The organism is Neobacillus sp. PVCKKU3, assembly GCF_058323225.1.
On record NZ_JBLVQN010000043.1, the window covers coordinates 1 to 13689 of the forward strand.

The 13689-nt window shown below is 42.0% G+C and carries 13 protein-coding genes and 2 riboswitches; of the genes, 12 read left to right on the forward strand and 1 reads right to left on the reverse strand.

Annotated elements, in window-relative coordinates:
* Positions 1-133 precede the first annotated feature (133 nt).
* A complete protein-coding gene (locus tag ACNQGS_RS23220; RefSeq protein WP_491489403.1) occupies positions 134-1048 on the reverse strand; it encodes a nuclease-related domain-containing protein in 915 nt (304 codons plus the stop codon).
* Positions 1049-1291: 243 nt separating this feature from the next.
* Here ACNQGS_RS23220 and ACNQGS_RS23225 point away from each other — a divergent pair, with 243 nt between their 5' ends.
* The 12 genes from ACNQGS_RS23225 to ACNQGS_RS23280 all read left to right on the forward strand — a co-directional run bounded on the left by ACNQGS_RS23225 (position 1292) and on the right by ACNQGS_RS23280 (position 13687).
* Complete coding sequence (locus tag ACNQGS_RS23225; RefSeq protein ID WP_491489404.1) at positions 1292-1648, forward strand: SCP2 sterol-binding domain-containing protein; 357 nt, start codon at positions 1292-1294, stop codon at positions 1646-1648.
* A gap of 81 nt (positions 1649-1729) precedes the next feature.
* A riboswitch (SAM riboswitch) is annotated at positions 1730-1832 on the forward strand.
* A gap of 69 nt (positions 1833-1901) precedes the next feature.
* Positions 1902-3218: an O-acetylhomoserine aminocarboxypropyltransferase/cysteine synthase family protein gene (locus tag ACNQGS_RS23230; RefSeq protein WP_491489405.1), complete on the forward strand. Its 1317-nt coding sequence runs from the start codon at positions 1902-1904 to the stop codon at positions 3216-3218.
* A 125-nt stretch (positions 3219-3343) separates the two neighbouring features.
* A riboswitch (SAM riboswitch) is annotated at positions 3344-3450 on the forward strand.
* A gap of 122 nt (positions 3451-3572) precedes the next feature.
* Positions 3573-4598 carry a methionine ABC transporter ATP-binding protein gene (locus ACNQGS_RS23235; protein WP_491489406.1) on the forward strand — a complete coding sequence of 342 codons (1026 nt, stop codon included), beginning with the start codon at positions 3573-3575 and terminating at the stop codon, positions 4596-4598.
* Positions 4591-5256 (forward strand): methionine ABC transporter permease, encoded by a 666-nt coding sequence (locus tag ACNQGS_RS23240; RefSeq protein WP_213144325.1) that lies wholly within the window; start codon positions 4591-4593, stop codon positions 5254-5256. The genes ACNQGS_RS23235 and ACNQGS_RS23240 overlap by 8 nt, the downstream gene beginning before the upstream one ends.
* Before the next feature lie 15 nt (positions 5257-5271).
* Positions 5272-6102: a MetQ/NlpA family ABC transporter substrate-binding protein gene (locus ACNQGS_RS23245; RefSeq protein ID WP_491489407.1), complete on the forward strand. Its 831-nt coding sequence runs from the start codon at positions 5272-5274 to the stop codon at positions 6100-6102.
* 372 nt (positions 6103-6474) lie between these two features.
* The gene (gene sufC, locus ACNQGS_RS23250) at positions 6475-7260 is read left to right on the forward strand and encodes a Fe-S cluster assembly ATPase SufC (RefSeq protein ID WP_464491409.1); all 786 of its coding nucleotides are present in this window, start codon (positions 6475-6477) and stop codon (positions 7258-7260) included.
* Between the two features lie 24 nt (positions 7261-7284).
* Positions 7285-8595: a Fe-S cluster assembly protein SufD gene (sufD, locus tag ACNQGS_RS23255; protein ID WP_491489408.1), complete on the forward strand. Its 1311-nt coding sequence runs from the start codon at positions 7285-7287 to the stop codon at positions 8593-8595.
* On the forward strand, positions 8595-9824 hold the full coding sequence (locus ACNQGS_RS23260; protein WP_491489409.1) for a cysteine desulfurase: 1230 nt from the start codon (positions 8595-8597) through the stop codon (positions 9822-9824). The genes sufD and ACNQGS_RS23260 overlap by 1 nt, the downstream gene beginning before the upstream one ends.
* Positions 9814-10251 (forward strand): Fe-S cluster assembly sulfur transfer protein SufU, encoded by a 438-nt coding sequence (gene sufU / locus ACNQGS_RS23265; RefSeq protein ID WP_213144330.1) that lies wholly within the window; start codon positions 9814-9816, stop codon positions 10249-10251. Before ACNQGS_RS23260 ends, sufU begins: the two co-directional genes overlap by 11 nt.
* A gap of 71 nt (positions 10252-10322) precedes the next feature.
* Complete coding sequence (gene sufB, locus ACNQGS_RS23270; RefSeq protein WP_491489410.1) at positions 10323-11720, forward strand: Fe-S cluster assembly protein SufB; 1398 nt, start codon at positions 10323-10325, stop codon at positions 11718-11720.
* Between the two features lie 272 nt (positions 11721-11992).
* Positions 11993-12838 carry a DUF72 domain-containing protein gene (locus tag ACNQGS_RS23275; RefSeq protein ID WP_491489411.1) on the forward strand — a complete coding sequence of 282 codons (846 nt, stop codon included), beginning with the start codon at positions 11993-11995 and terminating at the stop codon, positions 12836-12838.
* Positions 12839-12865: 27 nt separating this feature from the next.
* Positions 12866-13687, forward strand: a complete 822-nt coding sequence (locus tag ACNQGS_RS23280; protein ID WP_491489412.1) for a sulfite exporter TauE/SafE family protein — start codon at positions 12866-12868, stop codon at positions 13685-13687.
* The last annotated feature ends 2 nt before the right edge of the window (positions 13688-13689 follow it).

The following is a 13689-nucleotide window of genomic DNA, read 5'->3' on the forward strand; positions in this document are numbered from 1 at the left end:
GCCATTGGCTACCGAAATTCAGCCAAAAGTGGAAACAGGGTAGCCAAAGGGAGCTATTGGCTACCGAAATTCAAGCAAAAGTGGAAACAGGGTAGCCAAAGGGATCTATTGACTCCCGAACAGCCAGAAAATATTACTCATAATAGGTCCATTGACCATATCCCATTAATGTATAGTGTTGCTTAAGGATTCTTCCAATCATCTTTTTAGATCCTATCCCCCCGCACCACTCAAACACCAAATTAGTCGTAATCTTAAACTCCGGAAAAAGCAACCTTATCTCCCCAACACTGCGCAGCACTACAGACTCCAGTTTCTCCTCACACCTACACGTATTACAAACCATTTTCCTTTCCCCAACCGAAACCGAAAATGAATTGCACTTCGAACAATAAGGACCCTTTTTCAGCTCCTTATAGGTATAAGTCGGCTTTGTAGCATTTGGATAATCTCCTTGATCCAAAGAAATTAACAGGTCTGCCAGTCTCTCATGGCCACCATTCAGGTTTGATGGGATATTTTCTAATTTTCTTATAAAGCGATTGAGTTGTGTTGGGAGAATAACATGATTGTTTTGGGGAGCATTGTATAAAGTGAAGGTGGGGCAAATATGAACAACATAGGATTCAACCGGCAAATTAAATCTGTACTCGTCGAGAAGCTGCCGCAGCTTTGACTCGCTGCGAATTAATTGAAGGATTGGGTCGTCAACTTCGGTATCATTCTTACATAATCGGTCGGGGTCAGTTTTATAAATATAGTCTCCTTCAAAATTTTTAACATCAATCAGGTAAATCGTTTTTTGAAAAATAATAATAGTATCGATTTGAAAGTGCTTTTCTTTCAATTTAAAGAGCAAGCCATTTAATACGATGCAGTTATTCTTCAATCCTTCGGTTAAAGCATCAAACATCACTTCTCCTTGATAGCCTTTTTCAAGAGCGTAATACTTTCTCCTGTCTTTGTCAGAAAGTTTCATACGCGGGTTTAAGGCTCGTAATATAAGTAACTCATCTGTTTCTTGGCGCGATTTTTTGGGTGTAGGCATAGTCCACTTCCTTTCAAATTATTAAATACCCATCCCCAATTTTACTCCAATTTACAAACAAGCAAATTAGATTGTATGAATATTTTGTTAACATTACCAATATCTTGCATAGTCCGACATATTTCTCGGGAAATGTTAATATTTCCCCACCCGTCCGAAGATAATGTCGAGCAATTCATAAAGGAATAGACGCATCACTGCTGAATAGTATTTGGTATAGACAAGGATTTCGGAGTGATGGAAATGATTGATAACATTCATAGCTTTTTAAAAACATTCAAAGAACAAGGACATATTCTTCCGTTAATTCAGCACGCAGAACTTAGGATTAGCCTAAGCACCACCGACCAGAAATCGGTTCAACTGGTTATTAAAAACGGGGAAATATTAGCCCTCTTTGATTCAAAACAGGAGCAGGCAAATTGCCAAATCCACGGGGGACCACAAGAACTAAAGCAACTTCTAGAAGGGAAAGAAAGATTAAGGGTACTGCAACGGAATGGCGCCCTGAACGTAAAAGGCGCATTAAGGACCGTATTATTGCTGGAATCACTATTTTATTTAACTAAAGCTCAGACAAATCTTGCCGAAATAATTTAATCAAAGGTATTGACTCGGAATTAAACTTCAGGTATTATTTTTTTAGAATATTCAAGCAACGAATAGCAAACTAAATATACATTCTTATCAAGAGCGGCGGAGGGACTGGCCCATTGAAGCCCGGCAACCGGTGGACCACACGGTGCTAAATCCAGCAGAGCAAACAGGCTCTGAAAGATAAGAAGAGCGGAGAACCCCCATCTTCTTATAGGAAGCATGGGTTTTATTTTTATATTGGGAGGGAATAAGAACTATGTCAGAAAAACAAAAGAAGTTAAGGTTTGAAACATTAAGTGTTCACGGTGGCCTCTCACCAGACCCAGTAACAGGAGCACGGGCGCTACCTATCTATCAAAATAACGCCTACCAATTCAAAAGCACAGAGCATGCTGCCAACCTATTCGCCTTAGCAGAACCTGGGTACATATACACAAGGATTCACAATCCGACCACAACTGTTTTTGAAGAAAGAGTATCGCTTCTAGAAGGCGGCGTTGGCGCACTGGCAGTGGCAAGCGGAATGTCTGCCATCACATTGGCCATCTTAAACATTGCCGAAGCGGGTGATGAGATTGTTGCTGCATCCAATCTATATGGTGGAACGTATAATCTATTTGCAGTGACCCTGCCTAAATACGGGATTAATGTGAAGTTTGTCGACCCTGAGAATCCGGAAAACTTCCGTGCCGCCATTACGGAAAAAACAAAAGCTGTTTTTGCTGAAACGATCGGCAATCCAAGCTTAAGAATCCTTGATATTGAAAAGGTAGCCAATATTGCTCATGAAGCAGGGGTTCCTCTTATCGTGGACAATACCTTTGCAACACCATACTTGTGCCGTCCGATTGAGCATGGCGCTGATATCGTCGTTCACTCCGCAACCAAGTGGATATTAGGTAATGGAACAACTACAGGGGGCATCATTGTCGACGGAGGCAAGTTCGATTGGAATTCACCGAAATTCCCAGGCTTAACAACGCCAGACTCCAGCTATCATGACCTTGTTTATGCAGAGGCTCTTGGACCGGTTGCTTATATTATTAAGGCACGCGTACAGCTTCTCCGCGACATGGGGCCTGCTTTAAGCCCGCAAAGCTCATTCCAGTTTGTTCTTGGGTTAGAAACGCTTCATGTACGGATGAAAGAGCATGTCGCCAACACCCAAAAGGTAGTGGAATACTTGCATAATCATCCTGCGGTTGAATGGGTTTCATATCCGGGGTATCCATCACATCCTGATTACGAATTGGCGCAAAAATATTTACCTAAGGGCGCTGGTTCAATGGTTGTATTTGGCATTAAAGGCGGAAGAGAAGCCGGTGCGAAATTAATCGATGCGATCACCCTATGGGCGCACGTGGCCAATGTCGGCGATGCCAAGAGCTTAATTATCCATCCGGCAAGCACCACACACCAGCAGCTGGATGCGGAAGGATTAAAGTCAGCGGGTGTTTCTGAAGACTTGATCCGTCTTTCCATTGGAATCGAAAATGTTGAGGACCTAGTGGAAGATTTAGAGGATGCAATCGAAGCTGCAACAGGCTTAACATCTTTAAAAACAAATGCCTAAATTTTCCTTAAATAGTTTTTTGAAAATGTAGAATTTTGTCGTTGACACTACTATCTAACCGTGATACTATTACTTTCATAATAATAGTATTAATGCATGGATAATTAAATATAGGATAGCTTTTGCTCTTATCAAGAGAGGTGGAGGGATGTGCCCTATGAAGCCCGGCAACCGTCAATTTTATTGAAATGGTGCCAATTCACACAAAGCCTGCGGCTTTGAAAGATGGGAGAAAGGATTCATTTGATAATGATGCCTTTCTGCCTTTGCGGAGAGGCTTTTTATTTTACTAAAATAGAATTCTTTCATGAAAATTATCAAATCCTATAATAAGGACAAGAAGTAGGTGATTCAATGATTTCCATTAAAAATGTACGAAAGATTTTTTCTACCAAGCAGGGACAGCTAAAAGCTGTTGATGAAGTAAACCTGGATATAAAAGAAGGAGAAATCTTTGGTGTGATCGGATATAGCGGGGCTGGTAAAAGTACCTTAATCCGCATGTTAAATGGCCTTGAGCTGCCTACGGGTGGAACTGTCAACGTGGCTGGCCGGGAGATTTCAAAAATAAAGGGTGCAGAGCTTAGAAAAGCCCGTCAGGAAATCAGCATGATTTTCCAGCACTTCAATCTACTTTGGTCAAGAACAGTCAGTGAAAATATCGCGTTTCCATTAGAAATTGCCGGTGTGAGCGCTCCGGAAAGGAAAAAACGAGTTGAAGAGTTGATCAAGTTAGTTGGCCTTGAGGGCAGAGGTGACGCCTACCCTTCACAGTTAAGCGGTGGGCAGAAGCAGCGGGTCGGGATTGCCCGGGCCCTTGCCAATAACCCAAAGGTGCTTTTATGTGACGAGGCAACATCAGCACTCGACCCGCAAACAACAGACTCTATTCTCGACCTTTTAGTGAATATCAATAAACAATTCGGCTTAACGATTGTGCTGATTACTCACGAAATGCACGTCATCCGGAAAATCTGTCATCGAGTAGCGGTCATGGAAAGTGGGCGGATTGTCGAGCTTGGTCCGGTGCTTGATGTATTTAAAAACCCTCAGCAGCCGATTACGAAACGGTTTGTCCAGCAGGTAACCGAACCGGAAAAAACAAAGGAAACAGCAGAGCATTTGCTTGAGCGCTATCCGCATGGAAAGGTCATTCAACTATCGTTTCTTGGGGAAGCAACAGAGCAGCCATTAATCACACGTGTGATTCGTGATTATGATGTCGTAGTAAATATTCTCCAAGGTAATATTTCACATACGCAAAACGGGTCTTATGGAACATTATTTATTCATTTGGATGGCCAAGCTAATGAAATTCAGAAAGCCATCGATTATATTCACTCGCAGCAAGTGGGCGTGGAGGTGATCAGTAATGGCTGACTTTATGGAATTAGTTAAGTGGGATGAGCTGTTACTGGCAACACGTGAAACGATCTATATGACCGCTATCTCGGTCCTTGCGACATTTATTTTGGGCTTGTTACTAGGCTTGCTGCTATTTCTAACGAGTAAAGGAAACATATGGCAAAGCCGCGGGGTAAACATAATTATTGCTGGCTTTGTAAATATTTTTAGATCCATTCCCTTTATTATTTTAATTGTTTTATTAATCCCTTTTACTAAAGTTCTCGTTGGAACAATGCTCGGTGCCAATGCTGCACTGCCGGCACTGATTATTGGAGCAGCTCCGTTTTATGCTCGAATGGTGGAAATCGCCCTTAGGGAGATTGATAAAGGTGTGATTGAAGCATCCCAATCAATGGGTGCAACACATGGACATATTATTTTTAAGGTATTAATACCAGAATCCTTGCCAGCATTAATTTCCGGGATTACCGTTACGGCGATTTCACTTGTTGGCTTTACTGCAATGGCTGGGGTCATTGGAGCCGGTGGACTTGGTCATTTTGCCTATCTAGAAGGCTTTCAACGCAACAGGCCAATGGTTACATTAGTGGCAACGATTGCTATTTTAATCTTAGTTTTTATTATCCAATTTATTGGAGATTATTTTACAAAGAGAACAGATAAACGTTAACAGGAGGAGAAAAAAATGAAAAAAGTTCTGGGTTTGATCTTCATTGCGTTTACCGTATTTGCCTTAGCGGCCTGCGGCGGTGCAAAAAATGAATCGGCAGATAAAGATGGGAACAAAAAATTAGTTGTTGGTGCAACTGCTGTACCACACGCAGAAGTACTTGAAGCGGCAAAGCCAATATTGAAGAAAAAAGGTATTGATTTGGAAATTCAAGTTTTCCAAGACTATATTCTGCCAAACGTAGCATTAAAGGATAAAGAAATAGATGCAAACTATTTCCAAACACCTGGATATTTAGATCTGCAGATGAAAGAAAATAAAGATTTTGATTTTGTCAGTGTGGGTGGGGTTCATAAAGAACCAATCGGCATTTACTCAAAAAAGTATAAAAGTCTAAAAGATCTTCCAAATGGTGCAACCATTATTATGAGTGATTCTTTAAGCGACCACGGCCGTATCCTGCCGATTTTTGAAAAGGCTGGATTAATCAAGCTTAAAGAAGGCGTTGGTGCAAACGCAAGAATAGATGATATCGTTGAAAATCCAAAGAACCTGAAGTTCCCTAAATTAATTGAAGCAAAATTATTAGCATCTTCCTTTGAAAACGGTGAAGGTGATGCGGTTGCCATTAATACTAACTATGCATTAGAAGGCGGCATTGATATTGGAAAATATGGTATTGCCTTTGAAGGCAGTGACGTGGTTCCAGCCAACCTTGTTGTAGTTCGTTCAGAAGACAAAGACCGTAAAGAAATCAAAACACTTGTAGAGGTTCTTCAATCGAAAGAAATTCAAGATTTTATTAAGGATAAATACAAAGGTGCTGTTATCGCAGCAACTGAGTAATTGTTAAATATGTAGCAATATTGCAGAAAAGTCAGTGAGGATTCACTGGCTTTTCTGCATTCATTACATGAAAGCCCATTAAGTAGTAAAAAATAGATGGCATAACCACCCATGGCATTTTAGCAAAAAATAAGGTATCATTTTATTCGGGCTTGTATTACATAAAAAGTCTTTATCTGAATTTTCTTTAAAAACTTCCTGCTATTCTCATTTAGCATGTTCTTAGTGAAAATACATGCTAGTTATTACTATTAAAAAGTTGCTAACAAATTTCATTTGTTATAAGATTGTAATGAGAATAAAGTGAGAATGAATGTGGAAGATCTAAAAAATCTGTCTGCAAAGATACAATACATTTTCGGAGGTATGAATATGGCTGGATCAACTTTAACAATCAAAGATCTGCACGTAGCAATTGATGGGAAAGAAATCTTAAAGGGTGTCAACCTTGAAATAAAAGGCGGCGAAATTCACGCCATTATGGGTCCTAACGGAACTGGTAAATCTACATTATCTTCTGCTATCATGGGTCACCCTAAATATGAAGTAACAAGCGGCAGCATTACGCTTGATGGGCAAGATGTTTTAGAAATGGAAGTAGATGAGCGCGCTCGTGCTGGACTATTTTTAGCCATGCAATACCCAAGCGAAATTAACGGTGTAACGAATGCTGACTTCTTGCGTTCGGCGATTAACGCCCGTCTTGGCGAAGGTAACGAAATTTCTTTAATGAAATTCATTCGTAAAATGGATAAGCAAATGGAATACCTTGAAATGGATCTAGATATGGCGCAGCGTTACCTTAATGAAGGCTTCTCCGGCGGTGAGAAAAAGCGCAATGAAATCCTGCAATTAATGATGTTGGAGCCAAAGATTGCGATTCTCGATGAAATCGACTCCGGACTTGATATCGATGCCTTAAAGGTAGTATCGAAAGGTGTCAACGAAATGCGCGGTGAGGATTTCGGCTGCTTAATTATTACTCACTATCAACGTCTGTTAAACTATATCACTCCTGACCATGTGCACGTGATGATGCAAGGCCGTGTGGTAAAATCCGGCGGGCCAGAGCTTGCACAGCGCTTAGAAGCAGAAGGATATGACTGGATCAAGCAAGAGCTTGGTATTGAAGATGAAACAGTTGAGCAAGAAGCTTAAAAGCTTTTGTTAGGAGGGTTAGCAATGACAACAGAAACAACATTACCGTTTGATAAGGGTTTTGTGAGCTCTTTTTCAAAAGAAAAGAGCGAGCCTGCTTGGTTTGAAGAGCTTCGACTGAAGGCACTTGAGCATTTTCACGAACTGCCGATGCCTCGGCCAGATAAAACAAAAATAGATAAATGGAATTTTACACAGTTTGAGCAGCATACAGTTAAAAGTGCTCCATATACATCTTTGGCAGAACTGCCAGAAGAGGTTAAAGCATTAGTTGATTTGGATGCGTCAAAACAAAATTTATATATTCAGCGCAACCAAACTCCAGCCTATATTTCTCTTTCAGAAGACCTAAAGGCAAAGGGTGTTGTGTTTACCGATATTTTCACTGCTGCTAGAGAGCACGGCGATTTATTGAAAAAATATTATATGACACAGGCGATCAATGCTGATGAGCACCGTTTGACTGCTCTTCATGCTGCATTTGTTAATGGCGGAGCTTTCCTGTATGTTCCGAAGAACATCGAAATTACGGAACCGATTCAAGCAGTGTTCGTTCATGACAATACGGAAGCAAACCTGTTTAACCATGTTCTTGTCGTCGCAGAAGATAACAGCTCTTTAACATATGTGGAAAACTATATTTCCACAGTGGAAGAGTCTAATACATTGGCAAATATCCTGACAGAGGTAATTGCCAATACAAATGCAAAGGTGCAGTACGGTGCTGTGGATACTTTAGCAAAAGGAATCACAACCTATGTGAACCGCCGCGGTGTCACCGGCCGCGATTCCCGAATCGAGTGGGCGCTTGGCATGATGAATGAAGGTAATACCATATCTGAAAATACCACCAATCTTCTTGGTGACGGTTCTAATGGCGATACGAAAACTGTTGTGGTTGGACGTGGTGAGCAGACCCAGAACTTTACGACAAAGGTTGTTCATTTTGGCAGACATACAATAGGAAATATCTTGAATCATGGCGTTGTTAAGGATAACGCTACTTCTATCTTCAACGGAATTGGCAAAATTGAACACGGCGCCTCTAAATCTGACGCTGAGCAAACATCACGCGTGTTAATGCTGAGTGAAAAAGCTCGCGGCGATGCGAATCCAATTTTATTAATCGACGAAGATGATGTTATGGCTGGCCACGCTGCTTCTGTAGGACGTGTTGACCCAGTGCAATTATATTATTTGATGAGCCGCGGTATTCCGAAGAAGGAAGCGGAACGTTTAGTCATTCATGGCTTCCTTGCACCGGTGGTAAATCAGCTTCCAATTGAGCAAGTAAAACAGCAATTAGTGGAAGTTATTGAAAGGAAAGTAAGATAATGAATATCCAGGATATTCGCAAACTGTTTCCTATTTTAGACCAGGAAGTTAACGGCAAGCCATTAGTTTATCTGGATAGCTCTGCGACATCGCAGAAGCCAGTTCAAGTTATTGAAACACTCGACAGATACTACCGCGAGTACAATTCAAATGTTCACCGCGGGGTGCATACATTAGGTACAAAAGCAACAGATGCTTACGAAGGTGCCCGTGAAAAGGTCCGTAAGTTCATCAATGCTAAATCCATTCAAGAAGTTATTTTTACAAGAGGAACGACGACCTCCCTTAACACGGTGGCGGCAAGCTACGGCGCCGCCAACCTGAAGGAAGGCGACGAAATCGTCATTACCTTTATGGAGCACCACAGTAATATCATCCCATGGCAGCAGGTAGCTAAACGGACTGGTGCCCAGCTGAAATACATTCCGCTCCAAGAGGATGGAACGATTTCATTAGATGATGTTCGCTCGACGATCACACCAAACACAAAAATTGTGTCGGTGATGCAGGTATCCAACGTGCTTGGCGTCATCAATCCTGTTAAAGAAATCGCCAAGATTGCCCATGAAAATGGCGCTATTATGGTAGTTGACGGTGCACAAAGTGCTCCGCATATGAAAATTGATGTTCAAGATTTAGATTGTGATTTCCTTGCTTTTTCCGGTCATAAGATGTGCGGACCAACCGGGATTGGTGTCCTTTACGGGAAAAAGCATCTGCTTGAAAAAATGGAGCCGGTTGAATTCGGCGGTGAAATGATTGATTTCGTGGAATTATATGAATCAACTTGGAAAGAGCTGCCGTGGAAGTTCGAGGGCGGAACACCTATTATTGCGGGTGCCATTGGTCTTGGTGCAGCGATTGACTTTTTAAATGAAGTCGGTTTAGACAATATTGTCGAGCATGAACATAAGCTTGCAGCGTATGCACTGGAAAAAATGTCAACTGTTGAAGGCATCACGATTTATGGACCGCATGATCCAGCTAAACGCGCTGGTCTAGTGACTTTCAATTTAAGTGATGTTCACCCGCATGATGTAGCGACGGTTCTGGATGCGGAAGGAATCGCTGTCCGCGCCGGCCATCACTGCGCCCAGCCGTTGATGAGATGGCTTAAGGCATCGGCAACAGCTCGTGCCAGCTTTTACCTATACAACACAGAAGAAGATATTGATAAACTCGTAGAAGGGCTTGTCAAAACGAAGGAGTATTTCAGCGATGTCTTCTAACTTAGATGCACTTTACCGAAGAGTAATTATGGACCATTACAAAAACCCGCGCAATCGCGGGGTTTTGGAGGATGGCAGCCATACGATCAATATGAATAACCCGACCTGCGGTGACCGCATTCAATTAACCTTGAAGGTGGAGGACGGCATTGTTGTTGATGCCAAGCAGGAAGGGGAAGGCTGTTCGATTTCCATGTCATCTGCATCGATGATGACGCAGGCCATTAAAGGTAAGAAAATCGAAGACGCATTAAAGCTGTCGAAGATTTTTTCGGATATGATGCAAGGCAAAGAAGTGGATGATGATATCGATTTAGGCGATATCGAAGCACTTCAAGGGGTTGCCAAGTTTCCAGCCAGAATTAAATGCGCAACATTGGCTTGGAAGGCAATGGAAAAAAGCTTGAAAGAAGAGAATCAAGATTAAAACGGTTCTGAAAGTATCCGGCCTCTTGCCTGGAGCTTTCACCTCTCGTAAAAAAAGGAGGAATACTTGTGATGGCGAAGAAAATGCCGGAGATCGGCGAGTATAAATATGGTTTTGCCGATAAAGACGTTTCCATATTCCGATCAAAACGTGGTTTAACACGTGAGATTGTTGAAGAGATTTCAAAAATGAAGGGTGAACCTCAGTGGATGCTTGACTTCCGCTTGAAATCACTTGATATATTTTACAGTAAACCAATGCCGCAATGGGGCGGTGACTTAAACTCATTGAATTTCGATGAAATTACCTACTATGTAAAACCATCGGAGAAATCAGAAAAGTCTTGGGATGAAGTACCGGAAGAAATTAAAGCGACATTTGACAAACTTGGAATTCCTGAAGCCGAGCAAAAGTATCTTGCAGGGGTTTCTGCGCAATATGAATCCGAGGTTGTTTACCATAACATGAAGGAAGACCTTGAGGCATTAGGAATCATCTTTAAAGATACCGATTCTGCGTTAAGGGAAAACGAAGATATTTTCCGCAAACACTGGGCAACCGTTATTCCGCCAACTGATAACAAGTTTTCTGCATTAAACTCAGCTGTTTGGTCCGGCGGCTCTTTCATTTATGTACCGCCTGGTATTAAGGTGGATACACCATTACAGGCCTATTTCCGAATTAACTCAGAAAACATGGGGCAATTTGAAAGAACACTGATCATTGTGGATGAAGGCGCATCTGTCCACTATGTTGAAGGCTGTACAGCACCAGTTTATACAACTAACTCCCTGCACAGTGCAGTTGTAGAAATCATCGTTAAAAAAGGCGGCTACTGCCGTTATACAACGATTCAAAACTGGGCAAACAACGTCTACAACCTTGTAACAAAGCGGACTGTCTGCGAAGAAAATGCGACAATGGAATGGATTGACGGTAACATCGGTTCTAAATTAACAATGAAATATCCTGCTGTTATATTAAAAGGCGAAGGCGCCCGCGGTATGACCTTATCGATTGCAATTGCTGGCAAAGGCCAAGTGCAGGATACAGGTTCTAAGATGATTCACTTAGCACCAAATACTTCTTCAACGATCGTATCTAAGTCGATTTCTAAGCATGGCGGAAGTGTAAACTATCGCGGTATGGTCCATTTTGGCCGTAAAGCAGACGGCGCTCGCTCTAATATCGAATGCGATACGTTGATAATGGATAATCAATCTACTTCAGATACGATTCCATACAACGAAGTGTTAAATAACAACATCTCACTTGAGCACGAAGCAAAGGTTTCTAAGGTTTCTGAAGAGCAATTGTTCTACTTGATGAGCCGTGGTATCTCCGAACAGGAAGCTACTGAAATGATCGTTATGGGCTTCATCGAGCCATTTACAAAGGAACTTCCAATGGAATATGCCGTTGAGATGAACCGCTTGATCAAGTTCGAGATGGAAGGCTCTATCGGTTAATATTTTTTAAAAATTAAACCCGCTTGCTGGGATAGGCAGGCGGGTTTTTACTTTGGATATGGGGATACTCTCGGATGGTGGCGGGATACTCTCGGATAAGCGTGAAATACTCTCGGATGGGGGCAGGATACTCTCGGATAAGGACGGAATACTCTCAGAAAGGATGCTTACTGTCGTATAGGTCCTTCCAACTGTCGGAAGCCCACACAACTGTCGCCCAACTATTCCCAACTAAAAAGGTTATGCTATTATAAAAAATGGAGGTGAACGCATTGATATATATCGGTCTGACAGGCTGGGGCGACCATGACAGTTTGTATACAGGTCCAATCACGCCCAGAGACAAATTAAAGGAATATGCGGGCCATTTTCCAATCGTTGAAGTGGACACCGCATTTTATGCGATACAGCCCCAAAGGAACGCCTTGAAATGGGTTAATGAAACACCTGCCAACTTTCAATTTATCGTCAAAGCCTATCAAGGCATGACAGGCCACAATCATGGCGAAATACCATTTGAAAATAAACAAGCAATGTTTCAAGCATTTATAGAATCATTGGAACCTTATATTGAGAAAAATAAACTTGCCATGGTTTTATTTCAATTTCCCCCGTGGTTTGATTGCAAACGGGAAAATGTTGATTACTTAAGATGGTGCAAACAGCAAATGGGAGAAATCCCGTGTGCTCTCGAATTTAGGCACCAATCCTGGTTTGCGCCGCAATACCGCAAACAGACACTAGAGTTTATGAAACAGGAAAATTGGATTCACAGCATATGTGATGAACCGCAATCCGGGGAGGGTTCCGTTCCGACTGTTCTTGTATCCACAAACCAACAAAAGGTTCTCGTCAGATTCCACGGCCGCAATGTCCATGGCTGGCAAAAGAAAAACGCCGAGAATTGGCGGGATGTCCGCTACCTTTACCGCTATAACGAGCAGGAGCTTAATGAATGGGCCGAACGCATCCACAAGCTTGCCGAGGGATGCGACTATGTGTACCTCCTGTTTAACAACAATTCCGGCGGCGACGCAGCAGATAATGCTAAACAGATGATGGACATATTAAATATTGAATATGAAGGATTGGCTCCAAGACAGCTGGACTTATTTTAAAAGAAGACATAGAAAGAAAGTGAAACAATGGAATGGATTGTTCTTCTGATCATCGGTATTTGCGCAAGCTCATTGGGCTCGCTGATTGGCCTTGGCGGTGGAATCATTGTCGTGCCGGCGTTGCTCTATTTGGCTACAGTAAACGGGTTTGCACACATCACGCCACAGGTTGCAGTTGGGACATCGCTTTTTACGATGATTTTCACGGGGCTTTCCTCCGTGTTGGCCTACACGAAACATAAAGTGGTTGATTATAAGAGCGGGCTTATTTTTCTGATTGGAAGCGGTCCGGGGAGTATTTTAGGGGCGTGGGTAACAGAAAGAATGAACCTCCATGCTTTTAATTTATATTTTGGTCTATTTATCATTCTCGTCTCGATTATCCTGTTTGTAAAAGATAAATTAAAGCCAATACCATATCGGAAGGACATAGGCATTACCCGTACCTTTACGGATAACAGGGGTAAAACCTTTGAATATGGCTACAGCCTCGTTGTTGCTGTCATTGTTTCGTTTCTTGTCGGTTTTTTATCAGGTATTTTTGGTGTTGGCGGCGGCTCGCTGATGGTTCCAACGATGATTCTCGTCTTTTTCTTCCCGCCGCATGTGGCTACAGCAACATCTATGTTTATGATTTTACCAACTTCAATTTTAAGCTCCATAACGCATATCTCATTAGGAAACGTCAATTGGCTTTATGCTTTAGCACTTGTACCGGGGGCTTATATTGGGGCGAACATTGGCGTATTTTTAAATACAAGATTAAAGAGCAAAACGATTGTCTGGATATTAAGAACGGTTCTTGTCATCGTTGGGGTTCGGCTAATCTATGAAGGAATAACAGGGTAGGT

Coding starts and splice junctions, on each gene's coding strand:
- ACNQGS_RS23220 (WP_491489403.1), bottom strand. CDS start 1,048: ATGCCTACACCCAAAAAATCGCGCCAAGAAACAGATGAGTTACTTATA.
- ACNQGS_RS23225 (WP_491489404.1), top strand. CDS start 1,292: ATGATTGATAACATTCATAGCTTTTTAAAAACATTCAAAGAACAAGGA.
- ACNQGS_RS23230 (WP_491489405.1), top strand. CDS start 1,902: ATGTCAGAAAAACAAAAGAAGTTAAGGTTTGAAACATTAAGTGTTCAC.
- ACNQGS_RS23235 (WP_491489406.1), top strand. CDS start 3,573: ATGATTTCCATTAAAAATGTACGAAAGATTTTTTCTACCAAGCAGGGA.
- ACNQGS_RS23240 (WP_213144325.1), top strand. CDS start 4,591: ATGGCTGACTTTATGGAATTAGTTAAGTGGGATGAGCTGTTACTGGCA.
- ACNQGS_RS23245 (WP_491489407.1), top strand. CDS start 5,272: ATGAAAAAAGTTCTGGGTTTGATCTTCATTGCGTTTACCGTATTTGCC.
- sufC (WP_464491409.1), top strand. CDS start 6,475: ATGGCTGGATCAACTTTAACAATCAAAGATCTGCACGTAGCAATTGAT.
- sufD (WP_491489408.1), top strand. CDS start 7,285: ATGACAACAGAAACAACATTACCGTTTGATAAGGGTTTTGTGAGCTCT.
- ACNQGS_RS23260 (WP_491489409.1), top strand. CDS start 8,595: ATGAATATCCAGGATATTCGCAAACTGTTTCCTATTTTAGACCAGGAA.
- sufU (WP_213144330.1), top strand. CDS start 9,814: ATGTCTTCTAACTTAGATGCACTTTACCGAAGAGTAATTATGGACCAT.
- sufB (WP_491489410.1), top strand. CDS start 10,323: ATGGCGAAGAAAATGCCGGAGATCGGCGAGTATAAATATGGTTTTGCC.
- ACNQGS_RS23280 (WP_491489412.1), top strand. CDS start 12,866: ATGGAATGGATTGTTCTTCTGATCATCGGTATTTGCGCAAGCTCATTG.